We start from the raw sequence: 15,714 nt of genomic DNA, 5'->3' as shown, positions 1-15,714 counted from the left end.
TGATGCTTACACGATTTCAATATTTTGGATTGACAAGGACTTATAAAAGCGAGTAAAGGGAGCGGCTTATGCAGTCCGGTCAACTCCAAAATGTTGGTGTTTTGCGGTCAAAAAAAGAATAACAGTTACGGCGGGGAGGGTATAAAAACCCTATTATGAAGAACCGAGAACTATCAGGAAGTGAAACTAAATGCAACAAAGGAATTCCGATGAAGCGGACGTAAGCCTTTGATTTTATGTTGGTGTGCCATTTTACTTAATATGAATTCATAAAGTGTCATTACAATAAAACCAAAGGCTTGTGTCCAAGATGTCTTTTGAGAAGTGCTTTACCCGAAATAAAGAGAAGCGGTATGTAGGGTAATGGGCTGAACAAAACCATGTACAGCTATTAAATAAAAATACTCCAGTTTAAAGGTACTGGAGTAACCTTAGTATTTAAAAAGATTAAACTATTTCATAAATTTCATCAAACAGTACTTTATCCAATTTTTCCTGTTGTGCAAACCCCTTTTTTAGATTATTGTGTAGCATCCAGTTAAAGGCATTGTATCCCGTCCACAATGAGGGTCTTGCTTCAATTGAAGATGACTCATTTTCAATCAATTCAATAAGCTCTCGTGATTTTTTGGAAGGCTCGTCGTTATGGTCACTACATTCAAAACGGAACAATTTTGTTTTATCCAGAATGTCTTTAACAAAGGCCATAGTATCGATAATTTCGATGGCTTCTAGTTCTTTAAACTTCTGCGTTACACCATAATACTCATTATCCAGAAATTTATCGAAAAGCCGATTTAGGTTTGGCATGATCAAATCCGTACTGTTTTTAGTGTGTCTGATGGAAAAGGCAATTTTAGCTTGTGACACATGTAGCCCGTTGGAGCATACTTTTCTGTAAAAGCCAAAGTGACCTGAAGTTTTTTCACTCCCATCATAAGAGTTCTTAAAACGAAGCATGGGTAGTATGTGATCTTGCTTATTTTTAAGTTTAAACAAATTGTCATTGTCAATAATAAAATCAACTACAAACGATCTGTCATTTCGGTTGATGGTTCGTTTACTATACTTTAGATTGGCATCCACTAAAAGTTGTTCTGCTTTGTGGAAAAACAATTCATTAGGGATATGCCCATAGCTTTTGGATACCACATTGACAATCTTACCATTGGATACAATAACATTTTCAAGCCCTCTACGGGATTGAATTCCGGTAATACTTTCAAAAGATTTTATTTCTGATGGAATAAAAATCTCGTCCTGTTGTAAATGATTTAAATACATGATACTAAAATTTTAGATTAAAAAAAAGGAAAGCCCACTCTTGGGAGTAGGCTTTCTGATAAAACAACACTTTAAGCGTTAGAGCTCAAATTGAACAATCTGCTGTTCAATTTCAGCTTTACGCTGTTCCAAGGTGGATTGTAAATGTGATGTTACCAATTTGATAAGATTTGAATTGGTGGTCTTAAATTCCAAATGACGAGAATCCCGAATAAAGAAGCTACTCGAACCATCCTGATTGTAGTTGAACTTGGTAAGTTCGGTTAAGGTCTCGGCTAAACGTTCCCGTTGAGTTGCTAAACCTCTTAACTTCTCAAACTTCTGGATACGTTCATCCAGACTAATTTCAGATTTTTGAGAAATCACTTTAGGTTCCGGTGTTACGTTTTTCCCGATAGCATCCTGGGTTAATTTCTTTTGAACCTCTTTTTTAACGGTTGCACTTTGATTTTTTGCTACGCCGTTTGCTTTTGTTTTTGTTTCCATGATAATGAAATTTTTAGATTAAACAATATTTGAGCACAACACAAACGGAAGCCAAAATTTTGGAGTGGAAAGGAAACGGAATAAAAAGAGACATCGGAACGGCTTTATGCCGTCCCTTTTCCGAGAAATATTTTGCGAGTTTAATTTTCGGGAATATTGGATAGATATATTCTTAACTATTTTAGTTATAACGAGGAAACATGAATCATAAAAACTTAATCCAATTTATAAAAATTAAGGATTTAACTTGAGTAGGTAGAACTTACGCTCTTTAACATGTTTAATAATTGAGATCGCTTGTTTAGAAAAGAATTTTGGCTGAAAATTAATAGCCCCTATAATTAATAATATACAAAAATCTCCAGATGATTCAGATATTTCATTTAGAGATTGTAAATCTAAATCACTGGGAGTAGGGTCTATTTGTGGATGCGTGTGCCATTCGCCTATATATCGTAATTTACAATCAGAATTAGCGATTTCCATATCGATAAACATATCAATATAATTAGGATCGGCTCTGAAATAAAACTCTTCATGGACTGCATTTGGTCCTCCGTTTGAAGCCTTGTCTATTATTAACACATCATCTTCCAAATGACCTATAAGCACACCGCCGGATTCCAAGCCTTCAAATTTTTCAATTTCGGATTGAAACATTTCAATCGCTTGTTTTTTATAATGAACCTTCTTTATGGATTGCATAACTTACAAGATTTGGATTTTTCATGGTTTTTCATTTCCCAAGTGAAAGGCTTACGATTTTTAGACCCATACGGACCATGCCAAAAAAGCAGTTTGTGGGCAAGTTTTGGGTAATTGGAACTTTCATTATGCATTAAGCATTGTATAGCAACCCTAGCAACTTGTAGAGCTATTTCTTTCGTATCGATTTCAGAACCAGGCAATGCAGGACTAGAACAACTTCCGTATTCTCGTTTCAATTCTGAAAAATTGACTTTGCTTTTAGGTTGAGGTAATACATCGATTCCTTCCAAGCTTAGGCATCTTAAACATGCACTATCAGAATCTACCACTTGAATGGCTCCGGAGAACGCTCCTGTTGAAGCTCGTGCAAATACAAATGGATAATTAAAATTTTTAATGTAATTATCATTAATTAAATAATCGACGGAATCCTCAGCAGTTAAAACAATACATAAATCACTTTTACTTAATGCAGATTCAAGCAAACCATTATCGTTCAGCACATCTTGATGATAGGCATTTACAGAAATATTGGGATTAGACCTTAATATTAATTGCTTTACTACCTCTACTTTTTTCTCTCCAATATAGTATAAGTCAGCAGCATGCCTAATGGAGTTTCCAATTTCAAAAGTATCTATATCAAATAGATTAAAATTACCTACACCATTTTTAGCTAATGATTTTGCAACTTCACTGCCAATAGCACCAACACCAATAATCGTAACGTTTTTGTTTATTAATATTTTATCATCAAAAATATCTTTGCTCCTTAAATAGAGTTCATTACTTATCGTTCTAGAGATATAATAAATAGGGTTACTAATTATTAATTGGCCATTAACCTGTTGTAAGTTAAATTTGAAAAAGTACCATGGATTTTCTTCTGCCGGTAAATAAAATGCAAGATTCTTAGTTTCTAAGTCTGCAAGATTTACACCAAAATATTTGGATAGAATATTAATAAAAGCCTGTGCATTAATATTTGAAAGGAGTTCTTTTTGTGTCAACTTTTTATCAAAGGCAAACCAATTAAAAACCTCTTTATTAATGCTTAAAGTAAATGGAGTCTTACTTAAAACATTTTGCTCTAGGATATAATGATTCGGCTTGAATTGTGTCAAAACAAACTGTCCTGAATTAGAGCCTTTTGGGAGTTCTATGCTTTTTGGTAAAAGCACTTGCCCCAAATGTGGCATGATAGCAGGGTACTCTTCAATTATTTCTTCTTTAGAAAACCCTTCTGGAGAATTAGCTCTGACTAACCATTTTTGAGCCCTTCTTAAAGTCCAAGCAATATTATGTTCTTCTTTATTCCATAATTCTTTCTCAAAAAGACATAAAGAAGCATCATTGTATTGGTTTCCTTTATTGAAATGTTTAGGCTGAATACCTTCAATTAAATTACCGTCATTATCCCTTTGAGTATTAACTGAAATGAGTTTTGGGGGAGCAAAAGGATATTTCGTTGGAAAAATAATTTGCAAATCTTGCTTCTGATTATTCCCAAATGAAAGTTCTCCAACTGCAACAATTCTACCATCTGTTGTAGCTGGATCAAATAATTTGAATAACTTAAAATCTCCTTTTAGCCCCCTTTTTAGAATATCAATTTCACTCTCGTAAAGGTTTTTTAAAGCTTCCTTTTCGTGCCATAAAAATGTTTCCATTATGCAAAACCTTTATCTCTGTCAGGCTTGGTGCTTTTTTTAACAAATCGGAGGCATTCTCCATCTTGGATATTGGCTTCTTCAATTGTTTTTGAAAAGTCAGTAATAGGCTCTCCATCCTCGTGACGAAGCTCTCTCCCTTCAGCTGTTATATTAAGATTTGCTAAAGTTTTATTTACAATTACCTGAACTTTCTGGTTGGCATTGTAATCATCTACATAGATTCTGTCATTCTCTATCAGAACCTTTATGGTTATTTTTTCTTTCTTCATACTGCAATGAATTTAGATTAAAAATTATTTTACTCTACAAAAAAACAACCACATGGCGCAATCTAAGTGCGCCATGAAAAAAAATATTTATATTTTTTAATTTATGGAGATAGGTATTGGTCTTTGGCTTTATTTAAGGTGTCTATCACCTTATCTATAACAGACTTTGGAGATATTATTTTAGCATCCGAACCATAACTAAGAATTTTTGAGTAGAATTCATAAGATGGTTTTACCATAACTTTAATGATTAAAAACTCTGAGTTCTCTTCAATTATCTCCTGTGTGTTGTGAATGGGAAGCGTTTTAAGATAATGTCCCTGTCTTGAATTAAAAGAAATAATCACTTCAATAGGGTCTTCATCCGTAACAGTCACCCCGAAAGAATGTTTAAAATATTCTTGGCTATCAAATTCAATTTTCTCAAAATCTTCACCAGTATTCTTAAAACTAATTATCCTATCTAATCCAAAAGTTATCAAGCTATCATATTTAATATTGATTCCAATTAAATACCATAATAATTTGTCTTCCTTTAATAATAGCGGTTTAATTAAATGCTTCTTTGGATCTTTATTATGGCGTCTATAATTAACTTCAATTATATTTTGATTTGCAATACTTTCAAGCAATCCAGTGATTAGTCCTAGACCTGGTATTAAAGGATGTCTTTCCGTTTCCAGTAAAGTATCTTGTTCAAAAAGCTCTTTAGTTTTCAATGGAATGTTTGATGAATCTATAACTTTCTTTGTGGTCATAGATATTTCCGTGAATATGGGATAGTCTCTATATTGATTTATGGTTTTAAAGTAAAAGAGCAAGGCATCAATTTCTTCATTTAACAATTCTATAATTGGAAAAATTTCATCTACGTTTTCGGGATAATAGTAGGCCTTTTTTGAATTATCATATTCTATAGGAGCATGATAATCCATCATCATATTTCTTATGTCCTTCTGAATTGTAGTTTTGCCAACTGAAATATCATGCCTTTCAAATATTTTATCAATTATCATGGTTGTTTTAACGGTATCATAATCTCTAAGTAAACGATCAATGACACGGTATCGCAACTGAATATTCTTAGGTAACTTTCCCATACTTATTTTATTAATTCTTGGAAATGTTCATATACCATTACCATAGCCAAAGTATCAAGTTCACAATATTTCAGTAGGGCGTTTGTGATTTCTTGACGTTCATTTTCCTCCATATCCATATACTGTAATTTAGCATAGGCTGTTAAGGCAGCTCCTCCATCAGCAACACCTTCCAGTTCAGAGAGGGTATTTTCCAAATCAGTTATACTCCAACCTTGAAAAAGAGGAGGTAACATTTCATATGGATTGATTATCACACTTTCCTTTTTATGCAACCAAATATGATTCTTTTCAAAATTGGAACTTCCAACACCAATTTCATTAATAGGTCTTCCATATTTTTCCTGTAAGTAGGGGCTAGAATTTAAACTTGCGGGAAGTATTGCTTTTATACTATTAGATCCTTTTGTAAGTGGGTTATAATAATAATCCTTAACAACTTTATTAAGATCTACCATACTTCGATATCCATCCCAATAGTCAGCATTATTTTTTGTTGCCGTGGATATAGATTTCAAAAAAGTTATGAGTTCAGTACGATCACTTTCATTACTTGCTTGTAACTGGTCAATGATGGCATTGACAATGGTGTTTTCATGAGCTGCAAACCTAAAAATAGTGCCGTTGTCATTTGCAAGAGCCTTTTTCAATGCTCTTGCAAATTTAAAGTTCGGAAATTCTCCGGGGACGTTATTGATGTATTGATTTTTATGCTCAATACTTCCATCTTCATTCAATTGATGATGTGAAAACTGAAATGCAACTTGTTCATAGGGTCTTCTGTTTTTTGTGAAAGGTAACGCCACGGTGCTGGTTTCGAAGTCAATAAAATGTAAGGGGAACATCCAATTATCCATTTCATCCTTTAATTCCTCCTTCAGTACAAAAATAGAGGTGTCGCTTTGTTGAGCCTTTTCTACCTGTAACCATTGTCTTTCTGAAGCTGATAATTTCCCTGCACTGGGTTTGACATTAATATCTTCTTCTGTGATGTCTGTCATTAACAATCTGTTTTCGGCAACCAAGTTCTTCCCTCTAAAATTCCATATTTCAAAAGCATTAGGTTTATCAAAGTCTGTTGGAGACCAATTATGTTGTTTTTCAAAACAATATTTAAACCCCGATTGCAATCCTTGAATCTCTTGTTCTTTTGAAGTTTTGAATTCACAGTTTTTACAACTGCTAAAATCTGTAGGCCAATTAAGATACCTGTTGGCTTGATAAGCCTCCTTAAAAAGTTCAATAGATTCTTTAAATGAAAGATTATCGAAATAAGGATGTCTATTATCCATAATAGCATTAATGATAGCATCAACATTAATTTCTGAAAGCACAGAATCTCCAATTTCGTTAAGGGAAGTTATACTGGTTACAGTATACGCTCTAGGGTTACCATTATTAGGAATACGAAACAATTGATTTAGTCCATCTACTTTTGCAACCTTAGTTTTATCTGCCATTAACAAATAAGCTTCAAATGTAAACTCTGGATAAGCCTTTTGTGCTACATATTTTTGAAAAGCCAAATCGAATAAATAAGATTTCCATCCGCTATTTATACCACCTCGTTTTCCTACAAAAAGAAATTCATCACTAGGGTCAAAGGATTTTGCTTTAACTTCGATGAGTTTAATATGATTTCCCTTCTTAGAAACAATGTCCGTCCGAATAAAAAGACCTTCACTTTCAAATGCAGCTTCATAAATAGCTACATTATCTTTTTGGAAGCAAATTTGAGTTTGTTGAATTGCTTTATCATATTCGTAATTTTCAGTATCTATAAAGATTCCGTTAGGGTAGTGTAATCTAGCCAAGGCTTCTACTTGAAAACCTCCTTTTGCCAAGGCTATTAAAAATGAATCTTCCAAATGTGTATTAGCAAATTCTTTTTTTGAAGTGAAGTAAAGTTTATTTGGGCATTCTAATCCTAATTTAAAGCGAGATTTAGTTAGAGGTAACATTGATTTTGCTGAGTTTTGTTTGGCTAATTTTTTTTCAGCTTCAATGTAGGAAATAATGCTTTTAGAATGAAAATTAATTAAACTTACCTTCAAATAGTTTAGAATGAATACAAATTATATAAAGAATCAAAAAAAAGCTGATTCTGTACTTATTCTGTACTAGGTGGAAATAAAAAAGGGTCTCAATCTCTTGAAACCCTTGTTTTTCCTAGTAGCGGGAACTGGACTCGAACCAGTGACCTTCGGGTTATGAGACCTTAAACTTGTAGCTCTGTATACATTTTTCAATAAAAATAGTCAGCAATTACATGCTCAAGTAGGTGTTTCATTGCCAACAGGAAGCATAGACAAAAAAGACATTACTCCAATGTCTGCTCCAAACGAAACAATTCTACCTTACCCCATGCAAATTGGAAGCGGCACTTTTGATACCAACTTAGGACTTACTTATTTAAAACAATGGGAACGCCTATCGTTTGGGTCACAAATTAAAGGGGTTTTCCGTTTTGGAGAAAATGATAACGAATACCGCTTAGGAAACGAATACAGCATTAATAACTGGATATCAATGCCTGTTAACCAATGGTTTAGCTTTTCTGGGCGTATAAAGTGGGCATCTCTCGGAAAAATAGAAGGTGAGAATCCAGATTTAAATCCGATGATGGTTGTAACAGCAGACACTGCAAACAGTGGAAAAACATATGCAGAAGCAGGTATAGGCTTCAACTTATATGCCTTTAAAGGAAGTTTGAAAAATTTACGTTTTGGTTTTGAAGCAGCGCTTCCTATCTATCAAAACATGAATGGTATTCAACTAAAAAATCAAGAAACATTAACCTTCGGACTTCAATATTCTTTATAAGCTAACGTAAACCAATGAAAAATATATTTATAGCAACCGTCATTTTCTTGATGGGATATACTCTTACTGCACAAAATGCATTTAAAGGGCAAGTAAAAGACTCACAAAACACTCCATTAGATGGAGTAACAATTATATCAGAAAACAATCAAAATAAAGGAGTTTCTACAGATGTAAATGGTAATTTTTCCATTACGCTAAACGCCCCTAAAGTTATTGTAAAATACATGGGGTATGAAACAAGAAGGATCGTATTAAACAACCATTTTAATACCATTATTCTCAAAGAAAGCACCGAGAATTTGGAAGAAATAATAGTTTCTGCTAGTCGTGAAGAACAAAAGCGTTCGGAAGTTCCGGGTGCTATTTCGGTTATTAGTGCAAAAACCATAGAAGAAACAAAGCCTTTTGGAATTGAGCAATTAGTTAATCAAGCGCCAGGTATTTATATGTCTACTTCCAAAGCATCGAGCAACGAACAACATATGATGGCTGTACGTTCTCCTATCTCGACAAAATCTTTGTTTTTATATTTAGAAGACGGACTTCCAATTAGACCTACAGCAGTTTTTAACCATAATGCTCTATTGGAAATGAACGATGTTTCTTTTGGAAGAGTAGAAATTTTAAAAGGCTCTGCTTCTAGCATCTATGGAAGCGAAGCTATTGGAGGAAGCTTTAACTTTATCACCAAAGAACCTACTCCAGAATTACAAGGGAGTTTAGGTTTTGAAATTAACGATTTAGGACTCACAAAGTATTCTTTTGATGCTTCAAAAAATGTAAGTGAAAAACTAGGACTCTACCTCGGCACACAATACATTCAGAGAAATAATGGTCCAATACAACATAGCGATTACGAAAAATTTGCGGTTACTTTTAAAACTGTGTATCAAATAGATCCATCGCTTCGATGGACAAATATTTTTGATATGGTAGATTATCGGTCAGATATGTCTGGTTCTTTAACAGAAGAAGATTATCAAGCAGGGAATTATGAAAGCGATCAAACTTTTACTGAAAGGGTAGCCAAAGCTTTTCGCTTTAGATCCACATTAGATAAGGTTTGGAATGAAAAAAATAAAACTTCGTTCAACTTTGTTTTCAGAAACAATACTATGGATCAAATTCCGTCGTATCGAATTCGTCAAATTAGACAAAACGGACAATTAACGGGAGAAGGTTCTGGAGAAATAAACTCTAATACTTACAATAGTTTTGTTGGTTTACTTCAGCATAAAAAAGATTTTGATTTTGCAAACTCATCATTAATTATTGGGGCAACCGCCGATTATTCTCCGCAGACTTATGTTGCAGAATCTATAACTGTTTTTGTGGATCCATCTACAGGAATTAATACTGATTATAATTTAAACAATGGGGATTACATACTTAATTACAATGCCGATATATTTAATTATGCTGGTTTTCTTCAGTATGAAATTAATCCTATTGAAAACTTAAAAATTACAGCTGCATTACGTTACGACCGCTTTGATTATGATTACAATAATATGTTAGACGGGCAGGCAGGGCCTAAAGATTCGGAAAATAATTATGATAATTTTGCTCCTAAAATTGGTTTTAATTACAACTTTACAAACCGTTCTGGTGTCTATGCTAATTATTCAAACGGATTTACACCCCCGCAGACTTCTACTTTATACAGAAATAGTTATGTAGGTGTTGGTGGAGAAGTTTTTGACTTAAAGCCTAGCCACTATGACAATTATGAAATAGGTGGATATTTTGTATCTGAAAAATGGAAACTGGATGCTGCACTTTACATTTTAGACGGAAAAAACACCTTAGTAACCTTGCGAGATACTAACGATGAATTTTACAATGCCAATGCTGGAGAAACACGCTCTTACGGAGTTGAATATGGAATAACCTATAAACCAATTCCAGAATTAAGCTTAACCCACAATGGAAGTTTTGCAAAGCATCGCTACATTAAATTTTACGAAGGGGTATAGATTATTCTAACACCGACCAAGAAACGGCTCCTAGTCTTTTAGGGAACACTCAAATAAATTATCACCCTAATTTCATTAAAAATTTTATGCTTGGTTTAGAATATGAATTGGTAGGAAAATACAATACTAGTTTCGAAAACCAAATAGATAATGGCGATGGAACTTTTAGCACCGCAACCTATGATGGACATAATATTTTTAATTTACGGGCTAGCTACCAACTCAAACAATTTGAAATTTGGGCACATGCTTTAAACATTTTCGATACCCTCTATTCTACAAGGGCGTCTTTTAACCAATACAGTAAAGAAAATAATTACAGCATTGGAAATCCGCGTGCTTTTCATGTAGGAATTCGTTATAAATTTTAATACAGATGAAAAAAAACACTAAACTCAACAAGTGGCTTTGGAAATGGCATTTTATTGCAGGCCTTGTTTCGCTTCCATTCATACTTTTACTCTCGGTTACTGGAGTAATATATCTATTTAAAGCACAATACGAAGCTCCCATTTATAAACCCGTAAAAGAAGTAGCAGCACAAGGGAAGGCAATTTCTTACCAAAAGCAATGGGAAATAGCCAAAGAAAATGCGGTAAAAAAGCCTAACGGGATGATTCTTTCTTCTGAAGAAACTCAAGCAACCGAATTTACTTCTGGAATGTTTGGACATGCTAGCAGTTTATTTGTAAATCCGTATAAAGGAGACGTTTCTGGAGAAATATTGCCCCAAAAATCGTTTATGTATAAAGTAAGAAAACTTCATGGAGAGCTTCTCATGGGGAAATATGGAACTAAAGTAGTTGAATTAATTGCCTGCTGGATGGTAGTTTTAATCCTTACTGGTTTATTTATTTGGTGGCCAGAACGTGGTTGGAAAATAAAAGGTTATTTTATTCCGAGAACAAATCTAGGTAAACGTACTTTTTTTAGAGACACCCATGCTATTACTGGATTTTGGATGTCCATTTTATTCCTAATAATTCTAGCTGGAGGATTACCTTGGACAGATATTTGGGGAGCTGGATTTAAATGGGTTCAAGAGAAAACCAACACGGGTTACCCTTCCACTTGGAATAAGTTTAGTGTAAATAACAACCCTGAAAACGCTCCTATAATTTCCTTAGATGAAATGGTAGTAAAAGCAAAACTGCTAAACCTTCCTGGGGAGGTAAAAATAAGTTTTCCAAAAGGGAAAAACGGGGTTTACAGTGTTTCCAACACATATTATGCAAATCAAAATGACCAAAAAATGATTCATTTTAATCCGCATACTGGAGCACAAGTATTGCAACACAATTGGGAAGATGTTGGAATTTTAATGCGCGGCAGAATGTGGTTGATGGCTTTTCACCAAGGGCAATTTGGAAAGTGGAATTGGATTTTAATGATTTTTGCAGGGGCAGTTTTATTCCTAATGAGTCTTTCCGCATTAATCTCCTATGCTTTACGAAAACGCAAAGGAGATTGGGGAATTCCAAAAGTTCCAGCATCTTTTAAAGCAAGTTATGGTGTTGTTATTCTAGTTGGAATTCTTTGTATTCTACTCCCTCTATTTGGATTAAGTGTTATATTAATCTGTATTTTTGCTCTTATTGGGAGTTTTAACAAGAAAAAACTACAAACCCAACTATAGAATATTTGAAAGTCTATTGAAAATAAAAAATCATTAAAAATGAAAAAATTATTATTAATAATTTTAGCAATCTCATTTAGCGTAATTGGTTGCAAGCAAGAGAAAAAACAAAGTTCAGAGCCTTCTAAAATGGAAATGGTAATGGCTGTACACGATAGCTTGATGCCTAAAATGAATACCATAACTAAATTAATTGGCGCGCTAAACGCAAAAGTAGATTCCACAGAAACTGGAATGCAATATGAAGCGGCAAAAAAAGACCTTCAAGCAGCACATAAATCAATGATGGATTGGATGCAGAGTTTTGGAGAACGTTTTGACCATGAAGAAATCCTTAACGGAAAAGAACTCTCCGAAGAAAAAAAGGAATTATTAAAAGAAGAAGAAGAAAACGTAAAAGCCTTAAAACAAGAAATCAATACCAGTATTGAAAATGCTGAGTTATTGTTAAATGAAAAGTAATTTTTGACATCTTAATCAAATAAAATGCCTCCAAAATTAAGTTTTGAAGGCATTTTTTAATTATTTTTTATACTTACTACCAAAAGGGCAACGTTTAATCATATACTTTAACCCTGAGTGATACGCATCAATCCCCAATCCAAAAGGATGTCTAGACTCTGCATATATATTTTCCCCTTTATCGTTAAAGATTTTTAAATCTAATTTTACATCGTAGCTTATTGTTGTTGAAGAATTAGATGAAGCTATTGCTACCCCTTTATTCTCTGTATTTTTTCTGTCTTTCTCCTTTTCTTTATCCTTGTAAGAAACTACATCACTACCATAAGTTCTTGTTCCTTCATTTATAACTTCAGTTGCGCCATACATAACATATTCCACTCCAAGTATAGAAGCTAATTCAGTTGGTAAAAGTGTAGCTATAGCCGCTGCATCTATTCCTTTTTTAGCCAATAATGCATTTGTAGTCATTGGGTCTTGAATAGTTACAGCAAACGCACTCTCTTCTCGCAAAATATTTGCACAATCGTTTTGTACTTGCACCCCAAAAACATCAGGTTTTATGGCATCATCATTAGATACAATAGAAAAAGGTAACACAGCCACTTTATTTTTAGTACTTCCTGAAGATGAATTATTTGCTATCAAACTAGAAGCTTGCTTTGGCTCATTCACAACTTCTACCCTACCACTGGAAAATTGAATTTGATTTATTTCCTCTTTGGAAATCTCATATTCCAAACTTTCCCCAACATAAGTAAACTTTATAGCATCGGAATTTACACTTATTACCTTCCCCTTTTTAATATCTCCATTTAGCATGGTGATTATATCCACAGAATCTTGAGCAGTTAGCGTGCTTGTTACAAAAGACAAAAAAAGTAGTGTAGTAAGGAGAAATCTCGGATATGTTTTTGAGATAGACATATATATTATATTTATAATTAGACCTTTATAAAGACACCTCCTACAAATATAAAATCATAATTTAACATCAATAAGTAGTAAATTTTTGATTAAACATTAAGATTTACCCTACTTAATTATTTTTTTAAGCTATAATTTGAGAATTTGAAAGCACTAATAAGTTATTCTTGGAGAAGGAGTATCTTATTTCCAATGAACTATTCCCATAATCTTTCTAATATCCTCTTCTAAGTATCTCTTACGTAAATACATAAAAAATATTCTAACTAAAATTATCTATTTACCTCTAAATGATTACTTTTTTCTATATTTAGAGCTATCAAATTATGTAAATAAAATGAAAAAAATAGTACTTATCTTATGCTGCCTTCTTGCAACGCAGCTTAGCTTCTCACAGAGAGAAGCCTCTAAAACTTTAGATTTTGAAAACACAGTAGACGACCTTCTAGTTGTACCTTTCAACGGCATTACTGTAATTTCAGATGGCGCCAAGGTATATGCTTACGACCCCGAACAAGAAAAAATTATTTGGGAGAAACCAGCCCCTCAACGTACAGGAGTCGATATGGCAGCTGAATTTTTAACTACTGGAGGGATTGATTATACCAAGTTTAATGTTATTGAATCCACTCCCTTTGTTGAGAAATTTTTTGACGGAAGACTCTTTGTTATTAATAGTTATGATGGGCAAATACTTTTTTCTGCTGAAGGCGAAGCAGAGTATTTCCAAGCGGAATATCTTTTTGATGAAAATGCCTTTTTACTAAGAGGTGTTAAAGGCAAAGAACTCATAATTGCTAAATACAATATTCCAGAACAAAAGTTCGAATGGCAAACCGTTGTTTCTGAAACCTATGCAGAATGGTTACAAACCGTGAGTAAAATAGCTGGAATGAATAAAATTGGAGATCTAGACAAAATGGATTATACCAACGATAAAGTTTTTTCTTTAATTAAAAAACAATTCTTCGTGCTAGATAAGCAAACAGGAGAATTATTATGGAAAGTAGACTCTGGTGATATTATTGATTTCAAAAGATCATTAGACGGAGCAAAAGTAGTAACTATAGAAAGTAAAGGAATAATTTCCAACAAAAACGAAGTAATGCTGTATAATGCAGAAAATGGCACCCAAATATGGGATAAAAAACTAACTACCAAATATGTTGTTCTTTTTGAAGATTGGCAAGATAAAATGCTTTTAGCACATCAGAAAGGATTCAATTTCTACGATTATACAACTGGTGAAAAAGTATGGAAAAAAGATCCTAAAGGTAAAGGAATTAAGAGTGTTGTTCCCATTGGTACCGATTTCTTGTATGTGTATGATGATGAAATGATGCTTATTAATAAAGAAGGTGAGAAAATGTGGAAAAAAGATGTAAAAATATGTGATGATGAAGAGGATCCTATTTATTTTCTTGAAAAAACTAAAAACGGTCGTGTTTTATACATAACTGCCACCTACGCAAATATGGTAAATTATAAAACAGGTGAAAAAATATGGAGAAAAAATTTAAAGTTGAACGAAAAGTGTAAATTCCTGTAAAGTTGACCCACCCATTCCTGTTTAAATTGAGCATAGTAAAACAGGTTCTAAAAAGAGCAGTTTTGTGCTTATAAAAATATAAAATTTATCATTGTTTTTTTCTTTTTTTTCTCATGGATTCACCTTTAAGTTCCACTCTATGTGCTGCATGTACCAGTCGATCTAAAATAGCATCAGCAATAGTTTGTTCTCCGATAATTTGATGCCATCCCATAATTGGTAGTTGTGAGGCTATGATAGTAGCACGTTTTCCATGTCTGTCTTCGATGATTTCCATAAAAGCTTGTCTTTTATTAGTATCAAGTTCTTGAAGTCCAAAATCATCAAGAATGAGCAAATCCTGTTTTTCTATTCTATCGATTTCTTTCATGTATGAACCGTCTGCTTTAGCTAGTTTGAGTTTAGCAAAAAGCTTATTGATATTGTAATATTTGACTTTATACCCTAGAGAACAAGCTTGGTATCCAATAGCTGAGGCAATAAAGCTTTTACCAACACCTGTGCTTCCTGTAATGAGTATGTTTTCCTTGTTTTTAATAAACTCGCACGATGTGAACCTAATTAATAGGTTTTTGTCAATCATTCGGCTGGATTCAAAAGATATCTCTTCTACAGAAGCTTTATATCTAAACTTGGCTGCTTTGGTTAATCGTTCTATTTTTCTATTGTGTTTATCATCCCATTCAGATTGTAATAAATACGCTACTAGCTCATCATTAGTATATGCTAGATGATTTGCTTCTAGTGTTGTCGTAAAGGCTCTATGCATGCCATATAGCCTTAGTTGTTTCATTTGTTGTAATGTTTGGTCATTCATA

The 15,714-nt window shown here is 33.3% G+C and carries 15 protein-coding genes; 6 read left to right on the top strand and 9 right to left on the bottom strand.

The window, feature by feature from the left end:
* Positions 1-447: 447 nt before the first annotated feature.
* The 7 genes from JOOMADRAFT_RS05820 to JOOMADRAFT_RS05790 form a co-directional block, all read right to left on the bottom strand.
* Positions 448-1,284 (bottom strand): DUF932 domain-containing protein, encoded by an 837-nt coding sequence (locus JOOMADRAFT_RS05820; protein WP_008611942.1) that lies wholly within the window; start codon positions 1,282-1,284, stop codon positions 448-450.
* 78 nt (positions 1,285-1,362) lie between these two features.
* Entirely contained in the window at positions 1,363-1,770 is a 408-nt protein-coding gene (locus JOOMADRAFT_RS05815; protein ID WP_008611940.1) for a hypothetical protein, read from the bottom strand.
* 234 nt (positions 1,771-2,004) lie between these two features.
* The gene (locus tag JOOMADRAFT_RS05810) at positions 2,005-2,475 is read right to left on the bottom strand and encodes a Mov34/MPN/PAD-1 family protein (RefSeq protein ID WP_008611938.1); all 471 of its coding nucleotides are present in this window, start codon (positions 2,473-2,475) and stop codon (positions 2,005-2,007) included.
* Positions 2,463-4,148, bottom strand: a complete 1,686-nt coding sequence (locus JOOMADRAFT_RS05805; protein ID WP_008611937.1) for a ThiF family adenylyltransferase — start codon at positions 4,146-4,148, stop codon at positions 2,463-2,465. The genes JOOMADRAFT_RS05810 and JOOMADRAFT_RS05805 overlap by 13 nt, the downstream gene beginning before the upstream one ends.
* Complete coding sequence (locus tag JOOMADRAFT_RS05800) at positions 4,148-4,420, bottom strand: DUF2604 domain-containing protein (protein WP_008611936.1); 273 nt, start codon at positions 4,418-4,420, stop codon at positions 4,148-4,150. The genes JOOMADRAFT_RS05805 and JOOMADRAFT_RS05800 overlap by 1 nt, the downstream gene beginning before the upstream one ends.
* A 101-nt stretch (positions 4,421-4,521) precedes the next feature.
* On the bottom strand, positions 4,522-5,520 hold the full coding sequence (locus JOOMADRAFT_RS05795; protein WP_008611935.1) for a helix-turn-helix transcriptional regulator: 999 nt from the start codon (positions 5,518-5,520) through the stop codon (positions 4,522-4,524).
* A 2-nt stretch (positions 5,521-5,522) separates the two neighbouring features.
* The gene (locus tag JOOMADRAFT_RS05790) at positions 5,523-7,481 is read right to left on the bottom strand and encodes a DUF2779 domain-containing protein (RefSeq protein WP_040879944.1); all 1,959 of its coding nucleotides are present in this window, start codon (positions 7,479-7,481) and stop codon (positions 5,523-5,525) included.
* A 328-nt stretch (positions 7,482-7,809) separates the two neighbouring features.
* Here JOOMADRAFT_RS05790 and JOOMADRAFT_RS05785 point away from each other — a divergent pair, with 328 nt between their 5' ends.
* From JOOMADRAFT_RS05785 to JOOMADRAFT_RS05770, 5 genes are all read left to right on the top strand, one after another.
* Positions 7,810-8,343 carry a hypothetical protein gene (locus JOOMADRAFT_RS05785; RefSeq protein WP_050989658.1) on the top strand — a complete coding sequence of 178 codons (534 nt, stop codon included), beginning with the start codon at positions 7,810-7,812 and terminating at the stop codon, positions 8,341-8,343.
* A 14-nt stretch (positions 8,344-8,357) separates the two neighbouring features.
* Positions 8,358-10,322, top strand: a complete 1,965-nt coding sequence (locus tag JOOMADRAFT_RS05780) for a TonB-dependent receptor (RefSeq protein ID WP_245547652.1) — start codon at positions 8,358-8,360, stop codon at positions 10,320-10,322.
* An 86-nt stretch (positions 10,323-10,408) separates the two neighbouring features.
* On the top strand, positions 10,409-10,693 hold the full coding sequence (locus tag JOOMADRAFT_RS20490) for a hypothetical protein (protein WP_245547651.1): 285 nt from the start codon (positions 10,409-10,411) through the stop codon (positions 10,691-10,693).
* Positions 10,694-10,698: 5 nt separating this feature from the next.
* On the top strand, positions 10,699-11,958 hold the full coding sequence (locus JOOMADRAFT_RS05775; protein ID WP_008611930.1) for a PepSY-associated TM helix domain-containing protein: 1,260 nt from the start codon (positions 10,699-10,701) through the stop codon (positions 11,956-11,958).
* A gap of 39 nt (positions 11,959-11,997) precedes the next feature.
* A complete protein-coding gene (locus JOOMADRAFT_RS05770) occupies positions 11,998-12,420 on the top strand; it encodes a hypothetical protein (protein WP_008611929.1) in 423 nt (140 codons plus the stop codon).
* Positions 12,421-12,480: 60 nt separating this feature from the next.
* On the opposite strand, the gene JOOMADRAFT_RS05765 is transcribed toward JOOMADRAFT_RS05770, so the two are convergent.
* Positions 12,481-13,347, bottom strand: coding sequence for a hypothetical protein (locus tag JOOMADRAFT_RS05765; protein WP_008611928.1), 867 nt, complete (start codon positions 13,345-13,347; stop codon positions 12,481-12,483).
* Positions 13,348-13,684: 337 nt separating this feature from the next.
* On the opposite strand from JOOMADRAFT_RS05765, the gene JOOMADRAFT_RS05760 reads away from it, so the two are divergent.
* Entirely contained in the window at positions 13,685-14,896 is a 1,212-nt protein-coding gene (locus JOOMADRAFT_RS05760; protein ID WP_008611927.1) for an outer membrane protein assembly factor BamB family protein, read from the top strand.
* Between the two features lie 88 nt (positions 14,897-14,984).
* Here JOOMADRAFT_RS05760 and istB read toward each other — a convergent pair whose 3' ends face one another.
* Positions 14,985-15,713 (bottom strand): IS21-like element helper ATPase IstB, encoded by a 729-nt coding sequence (istB, locus tag JOOMADRAFT_RS05755; protein ID WP_008610934.1) that lies wholly within the window; start codon positions 15,711-15,713, stop codon positions 14,985-14,987.
* Position 15,714: the final 1 nt, after the last annotated feature.

It is taken from the genome of Galbibacter orientalis DSM 19592 (assembly GCF_000260115.1).
Classification (GTDB): Bacteria; Bacteroidota; Bacteroidia; order Flavobacteriales; family Flavobacteriaceae; genus Galbibacter; species Galbibacter orientalis.
The sequence above is the reverse complement of the archived record's forward strand: the minus strand, read 5'-3'. Positions and strand labels throughout refer to the sequence as shown.

Coding starts and splice junctions, on each gene's coding strand:
- JOOMADRAFT_RS05795 (WP_008611935.1), bottom strand. CDS start 5,520: ATGGGAAAGTTACCTAAGAATATTCAGTTGCGATACCGTGTCATTGAT.
- JOOMADRAFT_RS05800 (WP_008611936.1), bottom strand. CDS start 4,420: ATGAAGAAAGAAAAAATAACCATAAAGGTTCTGATAGAGAATGACAGA.
- JOOMADRAFT_RS05780 (WP_245547652.1), top strand. CDS start 8,358: ATGAAAAATATATTTATAGCAACCGTCATTTTCTTGATGGGATATACT.
- JOOMADRAFT_RS20490 (WP_245547651.1), top strand. CDS start 10,409: ATGCTTGGTTTAGAATATGAATTGGTAGGAAAATACAATACTAGTTTC.
- JOOMADRAFT_RS05765 (WP_008611928.1), bottom strand. CDS start 13,347: ATGTCTATCTCAAAAACATATCCGAGATTTCTCCTTACTACACTACTT.
- istB (WP_008610934.1), bottom strand. CDS start 15,713: ATGAATGACCAAACATTACAACAAATGAAACAACTAAGGCTATATGGC.
- JOOMADRAFT_RS05815 (WP_008611940.1), bottom strand. CDS start 1,770: ATGGAAACAAAAACAAAAGCAAACGGCGTAGCAAAAAATCAAAGTGCA.
- JOOMADRAFT_RS05805 (WP_008611937.1), bottom strand. CDS start 4,148: ATGGAAACATTTTTATGGCACGAAAAGGAAGCTTTAAAAAACCTTTAC.
- JOOMADRAFT_RS05820 (WP_008611942.1), bottom strand. CDS start 1,284: ATGTATTTAAATCATTTACAACAGGACGAGATTTTTATTCCATCAGAA.
- JOOMADRAFT_RS05760 (WP_008611927.1), top strand. CDS start 13,685: ATGAAAAAAATAGTACTTATCTTATGCTGCCTTCTTGCAACGCAGCTT.
- JOOMADRAFT_RS05775 (WP_008611930.1), top strand. CDS start 10,699: ATGAAAAAAAACACTAAACTCAACAAGTGGCTTTGGAAATGGCATTTT.
- JOOMADRAFT_RS05790 (WP_040879944.1), bottom strand. CDS start 7,481: ATGTTACCTCTAACTAAATCTCGCTTTAAATTAGGATTAGAATGCCCA.
- JOOMADRAFT_RS05770 (WP_008611929.1), top strand. CDS start 11,998: ATGAAAAAATTATTATTAATAATTTTAGCAATCTCATTTAGCGTAATT.
- JOOMADRAFT_RS05810 (WP_008611938.1), bottom strand. CDS start 2,475: ATGCAATCCATAAAGAAGGTTCATTATAAAAAACAAGCGATTGAAATG.